The sequence below is a fragment of the Hafnia sp. genome, assembly GCF_036648275.1.
GTDB classification, from domain to species: Bacteria; Pseudomonadota; Gammaproteobacteria; order Enterobacterales; family Enterobacteriaceae; genus Hafnia; species Hafnia alvei.
Genome location: NZ_JAVXIQ010000014.1, coordinates 25,229 through 41,735, shown reverse-complemented (window position 1 = coordinate 41,735; position 16,507 = coordinate 25,229). Strand labels below are relative to the sequence as shown.

Genomic DNA, 16,507 nt, shown 5'->3' with positions numbered 1-16,507 from the left:
TGGCGAAGATGAACCCCATTATTGAGCTGCGCCACGTGTACCGCGAGTTTGTTGCCGGTAACCAAACCAACGTGGTGCTCAATGATATTACGCTGACGATTTCGCAAAGCGAGATGGTTGCCATTATTGGTGCCTCTGGCTCAGGAAAATCGACGCTGATGAACATCATTGGCTGCTTGGATAAATCCACGCGGGGCGAGGTTCTGATCAACGGGATCAGCGTTAACGAAACGGATAGCGATCGGCTTGCTGAGCTACGTAGCTGCTACCTTGGGTTTATATTCCAGCGCTATCACCTGATGCCTTATCTGACCGCAGAAGAAAACATCGCTATCCCTGCGTTGTATACCGCTATGCCCGAAAATGAACGCAAAGCGCGTATTCAAATGCTGGGGCAAAAATTGGGTTTGAAAAGCCGCTTGGGTTATCGCCCAGCGCAGCTTTCTGGCGGGCAGCAGCAGCGCGTAAGCATTTGCCGCGCGTTAATCAATGGCGCACAGGTGATCCTCGCGGATGAGCCGACTGGCGCTTTGGATAGCGTTAGCGGTAGGGCTTTGATGGGCGTTCTTCACCAGCTGCATGCGGATGGGCATACGGTCATTATTGTCACGCACGATCACGGCGTCGCTAAACAGGCGCAACGCATCGTTGAAATCAGCGATGGCCGCATTATTGCTGATGAAATCAATCAGTCCTGCCCAGAAGATCGTTTGGCGCAGCATATTCCTGTAGTTCGAGATAACGGGCGAGCTTCACTGTGGCGCAGCATTCATGAATCGATGCGTATGGCTTGGCGTTCCCTATTGGGGCATCGCATGCGCACTTTTTTATCCATGCTTGGCATCATCATTGGCATTTCATCGGTGGTGTCTTCAATGGCCGTGGGGGAAGGGGCGCGCCAGACCATCATGAATGAAATTGGCAAGTTAGGTAACACCACGCTAGAAATTCGGCCGGGTACTGGCTGGGGCAGTAAGCGGCCTGATATGGAACGTGCGTTGTCGCTCAATGACGTAGCGAGTCTGCAAAAGCAGCCGTGGGCTGAGGGGGTATCCCCGCAGGTGAGCAGCATGGCTACCGCAGTGCGCAAAGGTTATGACTCGTCAATGATGTTATCCGGCGTATCACAGGATTTTTTTGCGCTACAGGGCATTCGTTTTATTCAAGGCAATGGGTTTACCGCTCGTGATGTCGCCGAAGGTGAACCGGTTCTGGTGCTGGATGAAACCAGCCGCGACACCCTGTTTCAAGATGGCGAAGATCCGCTCGGCCAAATTGTGCAGATTGCTGGCGCATCATGGCGCGTGGTGGGCGTGGCGGTGAAACCTGGGCCAAAGGTAGTGGGCGGGTTTATGGCGGGATGGCTGCCTTATACTTCGCTGCAACAGCGTATTTCCGGTGATAAACCTTTAGAAGCCATCGTTCTACGCTTTCAAGAATCCTTAACGCCTCAGGGCGCGATGCAAACCGTTGAGCATCTGCTGACGAGTGAGCACGGGAAGAAAGACTTCTTTTCTCAGACCGACGATCAGCTCACCAAGGCGATGCAGAAAACATCCGATTCGATGTCGCTGTTGATCACCGCGATTGCCGCTATTTCACTGCTGGTGGGCGGCGTTGGGGTGATGAATATCATGTTGGTTTCCGTAACGGAAAGAACCCATGAAATTGGGATCCGGCTTTCGGTGGGCGCTCGTCCCTCCGACATCATGCACCAGTTTTTAATCGAAGCCGTGATGATTTGCACTTTAGGCGGCCTTGTTGGAGTGGGTGGCTCGTGGATTGCTGCTCAGATATTTGCCCTGATAACCGATGAGTTTTCGATGGCATTTACTTGGCTTCCGGTGGCGATCGCGTGCGCATTTTCTGCGCTCATCGGTTTGACCTTCGGCTATTTTCCAGCACGCAGTGCGGCGAAACTCAATCCCACTGAGGCACTGGCTCGCGAATGAAACTTCATTACGTTATCTCCATCATTTTGCTGTTATCTGGCTGTGGCAACCTGACGTGCAGTGACTATCAGCGCCCACAGATCTCTTATCCGACGCAGTGGCAGAAAAAAATGGCGCAAGATCCCAACGTGTTGGTTTCGGGCTCTGCAAACTGGTGGCAAGGGTTTAACGATCCGCGTCTGACGCGGGTGGTTAATCAAGTTCTCGCGAGCAATAACGATTTAGCCGCCGCGGCGATTACGCTTCAGCAGGCGCAGGTTGCTGCTGGACTCACCAACACCAATTTAACCCCAGACGTTTCGCTCGGAGGATCGGCCAGTAATAGTCAATCGGTGCGTCATCACTCGGCGGCGCAGGAGAGCTACGCGGCGTCTTTGTCGATCAATTATGAGCTGGATTTGTGGGGGAAATTAGCTCGGGTGCGTGAGCAAGGCGAGTGGCAGGCCACCGCGAGCGAGCAAGATTATCGGGCGACGGTGCTATCAACCATTGGCACAACCGCGCAAATTTACTGGACCATCGCGTTGCTCAATCAGCAGATCGGCAATTTGCGCGATAGTTTGGATATTGCCGAACAAACGCTGGCGCAGATTGAGTCTTGGCATGCGGTGGGCAAAGTCGGTTTGCTCGACGTATTGCAGGCGCGCCAAACGCGCTTAAGTCGCCAGAATTCATTGCGGGCGCTGTTGCAGCAGCGCGAAGCCTCTCGCAATGCGTTGGCACTGCTTCTTAACCGTCCCGCAGAACAGCATGCCGATGAACTCGCCACGCTTGATACCGATCAGCGGGTAGCTATTGCTGCGGTAACGCCGCTGGCGGTCATTAGCCAGCGTCCTGATATTCAGGCGGCCGAGTCTCGGTTACGTGCGGCGCTGGCGGGCTACGACGCCGCGCGTCTGAGTTTTTATCCTTCGCTCTCGTTGGACGCGACTATGAACGCTGGAAGTCAGGTTTTCAGCCAATGGTTTAACAATCCTACCCGCACCGTTGGCAGCTCTGTCGCCCTGCCATTTATTCAGTGGAACACCGTGCAGCTCACGATTGAGCAGTCGAATTTACAGATCAAGCAGGCGGCAGTGGCGTTTCGCCAGACTGCCTATACCGCGCTTTCTGAAGTGGATAACGCCATGGAGCAGCGGCTGAGTGCGGATGAGCAGCGTGGCCGTTTACAGCAATCGTTAGCGTTAGGTAAACAGCGTTTAGCGTTGACTGAAAGCCGTTATCGAGCAGGTGCCGTGGATTATCAAACTTTGCTCGATGCGCAGGATGTACAGCTCACATTGGAAAACAGCCTGACGCAGGCGCAGTACGACTATCTCTATGCCACGCTACAGCTATGGCTGGCACAGGGCGGTGGAAATTCGCAACCAAGGACAATCAAAAATGCAGCGTAATAATGAGATGAGACGCGTTGTGGTGACCGGCTATGGCGCAATCACACCGCTGGGCTCAAATGCGCAGGCCAGCTGGCAGGCCATTATGGATTATCAGTTGGGCTATCGCTACGTGGATAAAACCGAACTGGGTATCAAGGCGCATTTTCTGGGGCTTATCGCGGAAGAGCCAAGTTTAAAAGGCGTTCCAGCCGCGATCCGTCGGCGCTTGCCGCGTTTTGCTCGACTGACGCTAGGCGCTGCGCGTGAGGCGATGAGCATGGCATTTGGTGAAAACTCGCCGCTTGATTTTTACTCCCCCCTGATGTGTGGCGCCATTATGGGAACCGGCTGGGGTGGACTCGACGAAAGCTATTACGCTGCCAGAGAGTTTGCTCTACAGGGCGTGTCCTCTCCGTTCAACTGCTTTTACACCATGCCGAACGTGACGTCGGCTGCATGCAGCCAATATTGGAATCTGCGTGGCTACCAAAATACCGTTGTGGCCGCGTGCGCAACGGGAACAGTTGCTATTGGCGATGCATTCGAGGTTATCCGTAGTGGCCGCGCCAATATGATGTTGGCCGGTGCCGGTGAATCTCTAACAGGCGACGGTGCGGTGTGGAACATCGACGTGCTCGGCGCTCTGTGTCACGAGCCGAGCGATCTCCTGCGTGCAAGCTGCCCATTTAGCATCCAGCGTAACGGTTTTGTGCTTTCAGAAGGCGCCAGCGTGCTGTGTTTGGAAGAAAGAGAAAGCGCGTTGGCACGAGGGGCCACCATTTTAGGCGAAGTCACCGGATACGGTAATTTCTCCGATGCCTTTGATTTTACCTCTCCGGCGGAAGACTGCGTTGCCCGTGTGGCCACGATTAAGCATGCGTTAGAGCAAGCGGGTCTGGCACCTGAAGATCTGGACTATATCAATGCCCATGGCACCTCTACACCGCTTAACGATCTCAATGAAACCCAAGCGCTGAAACTGGCGTTAGGCCAAACGGCGTATTCGATCCCAACGTCGAGCACCAAATCATATTCAGGCCATTTGATTGCTGCCGCAGGCGCTTTTGAAGCCATTATCTGTTTACAGACGATGCAGCACCAGATTATGCCCGCAACCGCGAATCTCACTGAGCCTGATCCTTTGTGCGATCTCGATTATATCGCTGAAGGGCATCGCGCTGGGCGAGTGACGCGTGCGCTGAACCTGAGTTTTGGCTTCGGCGGCGCGAATGCGGCATTGATTCTGGAGCAACACGCGTGACTTCCGTTCAATACACTTTGGCAGATGCCAACCGTTGGGCCGAATTTTCCGGTGACTATAACCCGATTCATTTCGATCTTGAGCAGGCACGGCGGCGTGGTGAAGGTCTTCGGGTTCATGGGATGCGCGCACTGCTGGATATCAAGCAGGAGATTGCGCGTGCGGCGTTAGGCTTGGATGAGTCTGCGGCTTATCTACGCTGCGTCGCGCGATTACGTCAGCCGGTGTGGTGCGATACGCCCTATCAACTGATCAGTGCAGGACGAAAGGCTTCCATCGTTCATCCTGATTCAGGAACTGTGAGCATGTCATGTCAGGTGAGCGCGGTGCAGTCTTTGGTCGATGGTGATAATGGGGAAAGTGGAACACTTGAGGCTGTGGATATCATCCGTCACGGGCAGACGTTTTCTGCCTTACAGCCGCATGCCCAGCAGTGGCAATTTTTAGATGCGCTGCTGTTTCGTTACCTGATCCATGATAGCGGGCTGCTGCGCCAGCAGGTGCTTTGTCACTATTTTCCAGAGAACGCGCAGGCATCATTTGAGGCGATTTTTACCCAGTTTCCTGTGGTTCAGACTCATCAGGAACTGGTGTTCGATCGACGCTTGCTCGCGTCATGGGCAAATCCGATTTCACCTGAAGCGTTGGTCATCAATATTGAGCCCGCGTTACTCATCAACGATGCACCGGGAAGTGCGCTGGTGCGTATTGCCGCAAATACGCATTATCAAAATGCATTCATCAGCAATGCGATTACGTTAAAAATTGGCTAATTAGCCGCTGAATAATAAGGGAAAAAACATGAGCCAGTATGATGTTATCTATGAAAAAGTGAGTGACATGATTGCCGATGCCAAAGATTTAGAGTGCGAAGATATACAGGCCGATGCGCCCCTTGCTCTTCTTTCTCTGGATAGTTTGGACTACGTAGAATTGATCATCTTAGCTAAGCGAGAATTTGGTGTGACCTTAACCGCCGAACTCTTTATTCAGCATCCCAATATTACCTTGCGCGAAGTGTGTGAGTTTATTGATAAGGAGTCAGTGGCCTAACATGACGCAGAAATGGGTATTGATCACCGGCGGAAGCCGCGGAATCGGGCAGACGCTGGTCACTGAATTACTGCCGCGGTGGAATGTGGTGTTTACAGGGCGCAGCGCTGAAAGCTTGGTGGGAACGCAGAGACGAGCCGAAAATCTTCAAACTGATACATGGGTACAAGGCTATGCCTGCGATGGGAAAAATGAACAACAGGTTGCGCAGTTGGCTCAGCGATTAATCGATAAATTTGGCGCGCCGAGCGCTGTTATCCACAATGCTGGCGTGACGCGAGACGCATTGCATATCCATCAAGATGCTGAGATTTGGCGAGATGTGCTGGAGACGAATCTGGTGGCGATTATCAATTGGAACCGCGTATTGCTTCCGGCGATGATGCTGCAAGGGCAGGGGGCAATAGTATTGATGTCCTCAGTGAGCGCTATCAAGGGAAACCGTGGACAGACGGCCTATGCAGCGAGCAAAGCGGCGATGATGGGGCTTGCGCGTTCGTTGGCGTGCGAAGTAGGGCGTTTTGGGATTCGAGTCAACTGCTTGGCGCCAGGCCTTATCGATAGCGGTATGACTCAAGCTATTCCTGAATCTAAGCTAAAAGCAATGCGTCAGGAGATCCCGCTGCGCCGCTTGGGGCACCCGCACGAAGTCGCTAAAGCGGCAGAGTTTTTAATCGGTGAAAATAGCCATTATTTAACGGGACAAACGCTTATTCTCGATGGCGGGCTGTCCGCTTAATGGCCTGAGTAGATCGATTGATTAAGCCTGTTTTATTCATGCTTTTCGCGATTTAACGCGTGGTTAAGTTTATCGATATGTTGCACCAATGCGCGTCTTTCTCGCGTCGTTACCTGATAGATTTGCACTAACATGGCGGCATGATCGCTGGTTAGACGAAACAGGGCTGGCGAAATTTCATTGTGCCGTACGGCCAGTTTTAAATCTGCGATAAGCCCATGGGTAGACAGTTTTTTTTCTAGTACCAAAGCGGTTCGATGGCTGACGTATAAAATCTCTTGCTCGGCAGGGCCGCTTGCTCTTTCCTCTTTAGAGGATGACTGCATCATGCACCATTCAGCGATGTCACTCATACCTTCAATGGGCTGAAGTATCTCCCAAATATGCAGAGGGGAGTGCGGTGAACTTCGATCGAGACTGCCAATGTTGTGTAAAAAACCAGCGATTTCTGTTTTTAGGCACTGTGTGGGGGTAATACCCGATTCTTTCGCCAGATAACCGGCGAGGCGCCCTACAACCAGTGAATGGCAATCATCATCTTCGCTGAACTGATCGATGATAAATGCCAGTAAGTTCATGATATCGCGGAAGTTATGCAGCGAGATTGTATTGTTATGAATCCGAGGGATTTCTCTAATGTAATCAAGATAGTTAGAGGATTGAATGACAGACCAAAAAACATCACGCGCAGCGATTTTTGTAAAGGCTTGAATAAATTCAGGTTTATACAATACATTGATACCTTCCTGAATTTTCTTTGTTAGCACATCACGCAGAGCAAACAGATCTTGGTGGCGATATTGTGCCAGAAGCACATCAATACGATCGGCCAAGTAGATAATATGGCTTTCTTCGGGAACCTGCTCACCGTCAATAATGCTGCCGGTGCCGTAATCCCAGCAGGTGTGATGATAGCGGACAAAATCACTAAGCGGTTTGAATAGCGGAATATGAGCTAATAACAAACCACCTATAAGCGCATGATTGTTATGATCATTATCATAATAGCTGAGCGGCGCTAGCCTGGATTGCTCATTCAGGCCGCCGATATCATGTAATAGCGCAGCCAGCAGCGTTTGACGACAGCTTGCGGGTGAGAACGAAGCTTCTTTGGCTAAATGCCATGCGATGAATGCCGTTCGAACATGATGCATGTTCAGTTTTGGGTTTATCATATCAATGGTTTTAGATATGCAGGCTAATGTTTGTATTAGGTTTATATCCATGATTATTTTTATTTGAGGTGAGTGATTTTTAAAATATTACATTAAATAATAGTAACTTATCTTACATGGCAGCCATACTGAGGAAAAATTGAGTTACCGAATAGCATGACGCCATCATAAGATTTATTAATGTATATGATGCGATTTTTGTCACTGTTACTAAAAAAAAGGTCAGAGGCGGTATTATCATCAAGGTTATCGGAGTCGTACCGAGAGGTGTTTATCGCAGTAACTTTATAGAGGTGAAAGGTTTTATTGTAGGCTTTGTAGGTAATCTGGATGCTTCGCGAAATAATGTATCGCTCATTGTTGCGGGTTAATAAACCATCAATATTGATAAAGAGATAGTTTTGTGATGTCTCTATCGAGAGCATACCCGTTGAGACGGTATGCATATCGTTAATGTTTTGCTCAATAGAGAAGTCTGCGTCGCAGATAAAACTATCGGGTGCATGATATTTTAATACGGCCCATAAAATCACCACTGTAGAGCAGAGAAATATGATAGATATATAAATTTTCTTATGCATTTTTCTTTTCTCTATAATAGTGGCTTGTACACCTTTTCTTTTCTTCATCACATTCTGTAATGAAAATCTGGATGTTGGTTCCTAGAACACTATTTCGCTGTTTTTTATAAATGTAGAGCTTTTTCTTACTTGAACAGTCAAGTTTATCTAAGGACAAATGTCCCAACTGCCCATTATTCATCACATCATTAAACGGAAGGTTTGAAGGTATAAATATAATACAGCTTTCTTTCGTGAACTTTTTAATTTCTACCTCTTTATTGTTAGCAGCGAGTTTAATAATAACCGTGAGTAACAAAAAAAGAAGGGTGATTATTGTTGCTGATATTGGTATAGGGCGCAACCAAGAATTCGATTTTTCAGTTTTTTCTTGCTTTATTGGTGTAGGTGTAAAAAAAGAATTGTATTCTTGATCGCACGTAATGATCGCATCTTCAGCAATTTTAAAACCAATTCTTGGCACGGTAATGATGATGTTTTTTTGAATGCCGAGATGGCTCATATTTTTTCTTAACGTAGAGATATACTGGTTGAGATTGCTGTTAGATGCTCTTGCGCCATATTTATCAAATACGGACTGAAATATTTCCCCGCGAGAGAGAATATCACTACGGTGATGCAGTAACTCAGTAAGTAGACGATTAGAGGTTTGTGATAGTTCGATACAATCTCCGGTAATAATATTGACCAGTGACGCATCTTCAGTATCAAAGGTGACAAATCCCTCTATATCGAACCTCATGTTAATCTCCATACTAAATCAAGTTTTTTTAGCTTGGTTAGGTTTTTTATATAAAAAACACATAAATAGTGGGTAAAAATATCGTTATTATTGATTTTTTTGACTAATCTTGCTGCCTATACGGGCGAGAAGCATACTGGGGTTCATTTGATAACAAGGAGCTCGGCAAATGAAACTTGAATCTTATTCTTCTCATCCTTCTTTATTGTTCCAAGGACAACGTGTTCCACAGGATAATCTTAGAGTGTTGGCGGCAGCAATGAATTTAAGTAACCACATGATGGTTAGCGTGCCGGAACAGGGATTGATTCTCCGCTTATTAGAACGAGATAGAACAGGGGGGCTATCTACCAGGCAATTAGCCGAACTATGTGAAGTCTCGATTTATAGAGTCAGGCATTTGCTTCTTCCTTTGGAAAAAGAGGGGAGAATTGCTAGGGATAAAATGCAAAAACACCATCGGTGGTTTTTATCTGAAGAGTCTGTAGAAATTGCAAACGATTCTAACAAGGCGGTTTTTTGTTTGCAACAATGAAGGTTAACTCGGAATCATCACCTTAATATAAAAAAATTAAATAATAAAGATCTCGCAGGTTTACAAGAATGTTCTTATTTTATGATTTTTGCCATGTGGCGCAATGTCGCTAGTGTTTTTTAATCATGTTTAATATTGTCATTATGTGTTTTTTCTGAAATGTAAATATTAAAAGATGCCTTTTTTATTTTTTCATCAGTCGAGATGAGAATGAAAACTAGAATTTTCACTCTGTATTGATGTTTTACAGATTTCATTTGATGATTTTGATAAAAAACTAATATAGCTTTAATGTTAAAATTGCCAAGTGAGAGTTTGTTTAACTTTTATAACATTAGGCTAGTGAGAGGGATGCTTTTCTGACAAAAGATGAAATGTGCCCTTTTTTTATGGCAACGTGTGCCGTGAATATGACTGCCGCGCACGTTGTTATGAATTTTCTCACGCTGAGTGGTTGGTTAATGAACTGCTATAAGTTTAGGTGCAGAATTGTATATGCATCAGCCAGAGTTTAACTCTCTAGCTGTTTTGTATTTCACTTTCAAGCAAGGCGGCGTAGTATCTCCACCTTGATTGTTTTCTAACCACCATTTCATATGATTCAAATATTGCCGCTGTCTGAAGTTCCAGAACACTGTGAGCTGATAACTGATTGGTTATTCACGTCTTTCGGCAGTGAAAATAGCCGAGATTTTTTTGCCAGTATTGTGTGCAGCAGTCTGCGCGCTGAAGGCTTGCCGATAACCTTTGTGGCTTTGCAAGACAATCGGCCAGTGGGTACCGTGGGATTGTGGCGCTGTGATTTGATTAGCCGCCAAGACCTATTTCCATGGCTGGCCGCGCTCTACATTGATGAAGGGTGGCGTGGCCAAGGATTAAGCGTTCAGCTACAGCGTTATGTGGAGGACTTTAGCCGTCGAGCCGGATTTAAAGAACTTTATCTCTACGCGGCCTTTGCAGATTATTACGAACGTTTTGGCTGGCAGTATATTGGCGACGGGCTGGACTATCCTGACCAGCCCGTGCGTTTGTATCGGAAGGAGATCTAACTAAACGATTTTCCTGATCGTCTTTCTAAGCCGCCATGCCAAGGCCGACAATATTGGCTGCTAATATGATGATTAGGCAGCCAATACACAGTACGCTGACTGGCTTTTTGCTCTGGCACTTCCACTCTTTCAGCAACAACCCCACAATGCCGCCGCACAATACGTAGAAGCTCATGTGCAGCATCCAGCTCATATAGTCGTATTGGGCCGGAATTTTGGCGTGTCCCCAAGCATAGAAGAAGAATTGCAGATACCACATGGTACCGCCCAGCGTGGAAAACAACACGTTAACCACGATAAGCCTTTTCGCCAAAGAGAAGTCTGCTTTAATTGAGATGTTTTTCATGGTGGCTAAACGAATGAAGCAGTAGCCGAGGTTGATGACGGCTCCGCCACCCATAATGATTACATAGCTCGGCAATGCAACATAAAGAGAATCAATTCCCAATGCAGCTGCGGCCTCATGCATTGGCTTCGCAGCATCCATGGCAAACGACATCCCCGCAGAGAAAATCCCGCACATGACGGCGAGTATCAGGCCTTTTTTCAGATTGAACTCTTCAGCACGGATCCCTAAGGCACGTTCTTTGAGTAAGCCAGCATAGCTGACCGTTGCCACCCCAATCAGCGCAACTAACACGCCCAGCAACGTCATTCGTCCACCGGGCGTTCCGAATAGCACGTCGATACGGCCTTGAATAATCGGGGTCATCAAGGTGCCAATAATGAGCGTAATACCGATGGCAATGCCGATCCCCATCGACATGCCGAGGTAGCGCATCGTCAGGCCATAGTTGATGTTGCCGATGCCCCACATGGCGCCAAATAAAAAGACGGGAAGCAATACCGAGAAGCTAAACGATCCGTAATAAGCCCAGAAGTTAGGTAGCAGGATGTAGCTCACTAACCAAGGCAAGACCAGCCACGAGACAAACCCGCCGATGGACCACATGGTTTCCCACGACCAATTTTTTACCTGTTTAAACGGCGCATAAAAGCATGCGGCACTGGCCGCGCCAACCAGATGCCAGATGATTCCCAAAACAATAGAGTCGTTCATTCGTCCTATCCTTTTTGTTATAGATGAGAAGTGGCAATGGGAGGCATCAGTGTGTAGGGCGCCACTTCTCTGACGATAGGAGTCTAAATAGTGTGCAGATTTCACACCTTCAGATAGCTGCCGCACAAGGCTTAGGGATGGCAGAATTTAGCAGGTTGGACTGATGGCGATCACAAAAGCATTTAAAAGCAGAGGGTTATTACAGTGCGCATGGTAGCCAATGGAAATCGCCGCATATTGAAGGAATACTATGAAATATAAGAACTTTCTTATGAATATAAATTTCCTTAATCAAAATTAGCTTTTAGCTAATAAGCTATTTATGATTGCCAGCGTATACCTGCCATATTTCAAGCTGCATTTTGTTGGCTGGGGTCACACTCCCGAATCGCTGATGTGACACCTCAATGCAATTCGAATTATGTTAGGTACAATCTATTTTTTGGTGCGTCGGAAGCCATTAGGTATACTCTATGGCTAACCTGTCGAGGGATGAGAAACGCGATGTCTGATTTGGAAGTGCAACTGCGTAATTCGCTAGCGGCTTTGGATGATCTTAAAGAAAGCTTTGAGCAACAGCGTCTCGTATGGCAACAAGAATGCGAAGGAATACGCATGCAGCTCGAACAGGCGCGTCAGCGCGAAGCTGCTCTCCTGCTTAAAAATGAACAGCTGACACGCAAGCTGGTTGAAATGGGCTCTTTGCCAGAAAATAATCCGTTGTTAAAGCAGTTCAAGATGGTTGGAGCACATATCGAGGCTTTAGCTCAGGAGGCGACTGCATTTAATAATTATATTTCTTCGGTGTCGGCGCCAGAAACCCACTAAGGGAAATCCTGACTGACGTGATACCCAAGCCGCTCATCATGAGCGGCTTTTTACGTTATATCCCGCCCAAAAATGCTGCAGCTCGTGTGCCCATCGTCTATGGTTTATTACGATCGAGAGCGACGTATATGGATTAGAACTCGTTTAACTCTGTTACATATTCACATTGCTAATAGGGGCAAATTGGATATTAATAGACACATTATTACGAGCGTTTTTTAGTCAGTCGGTACTGCCGCCTGATGTATTCATTAAGAAGGTGTTTATGGAAGGTATCAGTATTACCAAATTGTTGGTGATTGCGGTTCTGGTTATTCTGCTGTTCGGTACAAACAAACTGCGCACTCTGGGCGGTGACCTAGGTGCTGCCCTGAAAGGCTTTAAGAAAGCCATGAATGACGACACAGCTAAACCAAGTGCGGATGCCGATAGCACCGCACCTCGCGTTGACCATAAAGACTAATTCGGTTTTTCAGCCTTCGCTGAGTGACCAATAAAAAAACCGTAGAGAGTGAGCCCTCTACGGTTTTTTCTGTTCTGTTTGCCAAGTATTGAGGTTGTAGTGAGTTTCACCGAGACCTCATAATTCTGGCTGTCAGTCTGTTCTCTTGTAAAAAAATATTTCTACGGAAACAGACTTATCTTTACTTAACTTCCACGCCCTTGGCCTGCAAATCAGCATGGTAAGAAGAGCGCACGAATGGACCACAGGCCGCATGGGTAAAGCCCATCGCCATCGCTTCGGCTTTCATCTCTTCAAACTCATCAGGGCTGACATAGCGTTGCACCGGTAAGTGGTGGCGGCTAGGTTGTAAATACTGGCCCAGCGTTAACATCGTCACGCCGTGCGCACGCAGATCGCGCATCACTTCAATGATTTCTGCATTGGTTTCACCTAAGCCAACCATCAGACCCGATTTGGTTGGGATCTCTGGGTGTGCAGCCTTAAAGTTTTCCAGCAGTTTCAGCGACCAGTTGTAGTCGGCACCCGGACGTACTTGGCGATAGATACGCGGTACGTTTTCAAGGTTATGGTTGAATACGTCCGGCGGTGTTTCCGTCAGGATATCCAATGCTCGTTCCATACGACCACGGAAATCAGGCACCAGCGTTTCAATGCGGATGGTTGGATTTTTAGCGCGTATAGCACGAATACAATCAGCAAAATGCTGAGCACCGCCGTCGCGCAGATCGTCGCGGTCAACGGAGGTAATCACCACGTAACGCAGGCCCATATCGGCAATGGTTTGTGCCAGCTTTTCGGGCTCGTTAGCGTCTGGCGTTACCGGTCGTCCATGTGCCACGTCGCAGAATGGGCAGCGACGGGTACAAATAGCGCCGAGGATCATAAAGGTTGCCGTGCCGTGGTTAAAGCATTCTGCCAAGTTAGGGCAGGAGGCTTCTTCACAGACCGAGTGCAGGCCATTTTTACGCATGGCCGCTTTAATGCCTTGAATACGACTGGAATCCGCAGGGAGCTTGATTTTCATCCACTCAGGTTTGCGCAGCAGTTGTTCTCTTTCGACGGCCACGGTTTTTACCGGAATCAGGGCCATTTTGTCTGCGTCACGGTATTTGACGCCGCGTTCCATCAGAATTGGTTTACTCATAATCTTGCGGGTTCCAGTTGCTTGACTCGACTGATTGATAGCCAAGTATTTGAATAAATTGCTCGACCAGCACCGGCTGTACATCTTCAAGCGTAACGCCGGGGTTGAGTGCGCTGATCTGTGTCATTTGCATGCCAGCATAACCGCACGGGTTAATTCGGCTAAACGGGTCGAGATCCATGGTGGTGTTCAGTGCAAGCCCGTGGAAAGAACAGCCTTTACGGATGCGTAATCCCAGCGAGCAAATTTTTTGTTCTCCAACGTAAACGCCTGGGGCGTCAGCTCTCGCATGAGCATCAATATCGAATTTCCCCAAGGTGTTAACCACGGTTTGTTCAATAGCCGTCACCAGTTGGCGCACGCCGAATTTGTTTCGTTTTAAATCGACAAGAACATACATAACCTGCTGACCGGGGCCGTGATAGGTGACTTGTCCTCCGCGATCGCTTTGGATCACGGGAATATCACCAGCGGCTAATACGTGCTCAGCTTTGCCAGCTTGGCCTTGGGTAAATACCGGATGATGTTGAACCAACCATAGCTCGTCGGGCGTGCTCTCCGTTCGCTGGTCGGTAAAGGTGTGCATAGCTTGTGATACGGGAACATAGGGTTGCAACCCCAGTTGACGCAGTATGATCTTGTCTTGTTGCAAACGAGTCATCATCCGGTTACAGAATTGGTAAAGCCATTATACCGAGATGAACCCTCAGCGACCAGTGCTGATCGTCCAAAAAAGAGCGGCCCGATAGGGCATTTGTGCCATATCGGGCCGTTTCTCCTTCATACTTGAAAGGAGGTAATCGTTAAAGAACTGTAATTACAATACCATACGGACGATTTCGATTTTGCCCAGTTCTTCGTACAGCGTTTCTACCTGCTCAATATGGGTCGCATTAATGGTGATGGCGACAGAGTGGTAGTTACCTTTGCTGCTTGGTTTAACCTGCGGCTGATAGTCGCCGGGTGCATGGCGCTGCACCACTTCGACCACCTGATCGACCAGCTCAGGCTGCGCTAAACCCATGACTCTATAGGTAAAAGAGCATGGAAAATCGAGCAGTTCATTCAGTTTAGTTTTCATGTTGCGCTCCAGCGTTTTACTTCAATCTATAAATTATAACTCCCGCCGAAGCGGGAGTTATTGTTATTCATTATATGGGGATGGATTTTCCCCATTTCAAGAGGCCGGATTAGCCGAACCAGCGATGGAACATCAGTTTGATGTGATCGACCATACGGCTGAAGAAACCACCTTCTTGAACTTCATTCAGAACCACCAATGGGCGCTGCTCGATGGTTTTGCCATCCAGTTGGAAGTTAATGGTGCCTACTACCTGATTTTTAGCTAAAGGCGCATCAAGTTCGGTTGAGTTCAGCGTGTAGCTTGCTTTCAGATCTTTCATGCGACCACGAGGGATAGTCAGATAAACATCTTTATCAACGCCCAACTGCGCACGATCGGTATCGCCGAACCAGACTGGCTCAGAGGCGAACTCGCGGCCTGCTTTCAGCGGAGAAACTGTCTCAAAGAAACGGAAGCCCCAGGTCAGCAGTTTTTTGCTTTCGCTTTCACGGCCTTTGCTGGTGTGTCCACCTAATACCGCAGAGATCAGACGCATCTGACCTTCGGTGGCGGAGGCAACTAAGTTGAAGCCAGCGGATTCAGTATGGCCGGTTTTGATGCCGTCAACGTTCATGCTGGTATCCCACAGCAGGCCGTTGCGGTTCATCTGGCGAATGTTGTTAAAGGTGAATTCTTTCTCTTTGTAGATAGAGTATTCATTTGGTACATCACGGATCAGCGCCTGACCAATCAACGCCATATCGCGCGCGGAGCTGTACTGACCATCGGCATCCAAACCGTGAACGGTCTGGAAGTGGGTGTTCTGAAGACCTAACGCTTTAACGTAGTTGTTCATCAGCCCCACAAAGGCGTCTTGGCTACCAGCAACGTAATCAGCCATCGCGACGCAGGCATCGTTACCAGATTGCAGGTTGATGCCACGGATCAGCAAGGAAACCGGTACGCGGTCGCCTGGTTTCAAGAACATCAGCGATGAACCTTTGAAAACAGGGTTGCCGGTTGCCCATGCATCTTGACCCACGGTCACAACATCTTGCTCGGTAAATTTACCGGCTTTCATTGCCTGACCGATAACATAGCTGGTCATCATTTTTGTCAGGCTAGCAGGATTACGGCGTGCATCGGCGTTAGATTCAGCCAGAACTTTGCCTGAGTTGTAGTCAATCAGAATATAGGCTTCCGCATCGATCTGCGGCACGCCTGGGATCATAGTCTTAAGGTTGATGTCATCAGCATGGGCAACATTGATCATGCCAATGGCGAGAAGGCTGCTGAGCGCAATACGTTTCATCGAACGGGAAGTGAGATTGTATTTCATGATAAGGACTACAACATCCGTGAATTAAGTGAAAAAAACGAGCCACACTATAACAGAAGCCGATTTACGGTTCATGCCAGAACGGCTACCAATCGAGTCTCTTTACATAAGGAATGTGTGACTAATTATTGCATAGCCCGCCAT

General features: G+C 48.1%; 17 protein-coding genes. 10 read left to right on the top strand and 7 right to left on the bottom strand.

What is annotated here, in order from left to right; genetic code table 11:
• Positions 1-8 precede the first annotated feature (8 nt).
• Genes RSC70_RS13505 through RSC70_RS13480 form a run of 6 tightly spaced genes read left to right on the top strand, consistent with a single transcriptional unit; the run spans position 9 to position 6,381 of the window.
• Complete coding sequence (locus RSC70_RS13505) at positions 9-1,952, top strand: ABC transporter permease (protein WP_332542769.1); 1,944 nt, start codon at positions 9-11, stop codon at positions 1,950-1,952.
• On the top strand, positions 1,949-3,346 hold the full coding sequence (locus RSC70_RS13500; RefSeq protein WP_332542742.1) for a TolC family protein: 1,398 nt from the start codon (positions 1,949-1,951) through the stop codon (positions 3,344-3,346). The genes RSC70_RS13505 and RSC70_RS13500 overlap by 4 nt, the downstream gene beginning before the upstream one ends.
• A complete protein-coding gene (locus RSC70_RS13495; RefSeq protein ID WP_332542740.1) occupies positions 3,336-4,589 on the top strand; it encodes a beta-ketoacyl-[acyl-carrier-protein] synthase family protein in 1,254 nt (417 codons plus the stop codon). The genes RSC70_RS13500 and RSC70_RS13495 overlap by 11 nt, the downstream gene beginning before the upstream one ends.
• Positions 4,586-5,362 carry a protein dehydratase gene (locus RSC70_RS13490; protein ID WP_332542739.1) on the top strand — a complete coding sequence of 259 codons (777 nt, stop codon included), beginning with the start codon at positions 4,586-4,588 and terminating at the stop codon, positions 5,360-5,362. Before RSC70_RS13495 ends, RSC70_RS13490 begins: the two co-directional genes overlap by 4 nt.
• A 28-nt stretch (positions 5,363-5,390) precedes the next feature.
• Positions 5,391-5,642: a phosphopantetheine-binding protein gene (locus RSC70_RS13485; protein WP_103009171.1), complete on the top strand. Its 252-nt coding sequence runs from the start codon at positions 5,391-5,393 to the stop codon at positions 5,640-5,642.
• A gap of 1 nt (position 5,643) precedes the next feature.
• A complete protein-coding gene (locus RSC70_RS13480) occupies positions 5,644-6,381 on the top strand; it encodes an SDR family oxidoreductase (protein WP_025800632.1) in 738 nt (245 codons plus the stop codon).
• A 32-nt stretch (positions 6,382-6,413) separates the two neighbouring features.
• Here the strand turns inward: RSC70_RS13480 and RSC70_RS13475 are convergent, their stop codons facing one another.
• Together RSC70_RS13475 and RSC70_RS13470 are read right to left on the bottom strand one after the other, a co-directional pair.
• A complete protein-coding gene (locus tag RSC70_RS13475) occupies positions 6,414-7,556 on the bottom strand; it encodes an HD domain-containing protein (protein ID WP_227740643.1) in 1,143 nt (380 codons plus the stop codon).
• A 573-nt stretch (positions 7,557-8,129) separates the two neighbouring features.
• Positions 8,130-8,879 (bottom strand): winged helix-turn-helix domain-containing protein, encoded by a 750-nt coding sequence (locus tag RSC70_RS13470; protein ID WP_282807736.1) that lies wholly within the window; start codon positions 8,877-8,879, stop codon positions 8,130-8,132.
• A 169-nt stretch (positions 8,880-9,048) separates the two neighbouring features.
• On the opposite strand from RSC70_RS13470, the gene RSC70_RS13465 reads away from it, so the two are divergent.
• Positions 9,049-9,414 (top strand): FaeA/PapI family transcriptional regulator, encoded by a 366-nt coding sequence (locus RSC70_RS13465; protein WP_025800636.1) that lies wholly within the window; start codon positions 9,049-9,051, stop codon positions 9,412-9,414.
• 596 nt (positions 9,415-10,010) lie between these two features.
• The gene (locus RSC70_RS13460) at positions 10,011-10,463 is read left to right on the top strand and encodes a GNAT family N-acetyltransferase (RefSeq protein ID WP_332542736.1); all 453 of its coding nucleotides are present in this window, start codon (positions 10,011-10,013) and stop codon (positions 10,461-10,463) included.
• Between the two features lie 25 nt (positions 10,464-10,488).
• Here RSC70_RS13460 and rhaT read toward each other — a convergent pair whose 3' ends face one another.
• Entirely contained in the window at positions 10,489-11,523 is a 1,035-nt protein-coding gene (rhaT, locus tag RSC70_RS13455; RefSeq protein WP_304185908.1) for an L-rhamnose/proton symporter RhaT, read from the bottom strand.
• Between the two features lie 504 nt (positions 11,524-12,027).
• Here rhaT and RSC70_RS13450 point away from each other — a divergent pair.
• Positions 12,028-12,351, top strand: a complete 324-nt coding sequence (locus tag RSC70_RS13450; RefSeq protein WP_025800639.1) for a hypothetical protein — start codon at positions 12,028-12,030, stop codon at positions 12,349-12,351.
• Between the two features lie 265 nt (positions 12,352-12,616).
• The gene (tatE, locus tag RSC70_RS13445) at positions 12,617-12,814 is read left to right on the top strand and encodes a twin-arginine translocase subunit TatE (protein WP_040045659.1); all 198 of its coding nucleotides are present in this window, start codon (positions 12,617-12,619) and stop codon (positions 12,812-12,814) included.
• Positions 12,815-12,995: 181 nt separating this feature from the next.
• Here the strand turns inward: tatE and lipA are convergent, their stop codons facing one another.
• The 4 genes from lipA to dacA all read right to left on the bottom strand — a co-directional run bounded on the left by lipA (position 12,996) and on the right by dacA (position 16,363).
• Positions 12,996-13,961 (bottom strand): lipoyl synthase, encoded by a 966-nt coding sequence (lipA, locus tag RSC70_RS13440; protein WP_046458574.1) that lies wholly within the window; start codon positions 13,959-13,961, stop codon positions 12,996-12,998.
• On the bottom strand, positions 13,954-14,625 hold the full coding sequence (lipB, locus tag RSC70_RS13435; protein ID WP_040045661.1) for a lipoyl(octanoyl) transferase LipB: 672 nt from the start codon (positions 14,623-14,625) through the stop codon (positions 13,954-13,956). Before lipB ends, lipA begins: the two co-directional genes overlap by 8 nt.
• A gap of 153 nt (positions 14,626-14,778) precedes the next feature.
• On the bottom strand, positions 14,779-15,042 hold the full coding sequence (gene ybeD / locus RSC70_RS13430) for a DUF493 family protein YbeD (RefSeq protein WP_025800645.1): 264 nt from the start codon (positions 15,040-15,042) through the stop codon (positions 14,779-14,781).
• 109 nt (positions 15,043-15,151) lie between these two features.
• On the bottom strand, positions 15,152-16,363 hold the full coding sequence (dacA, locus tag RSC70_RS13425; RefSeq protein ID WP_115103352.1) for a D-alanyl-D-alanine carboxypeptidase DacA: 1,212 nt from the start codon (positions 16,361-16,363) through the stop codon (positions 15,152-15,154).
• Positions 16,364-16,507: the final 144 nt, after the last annotated feature.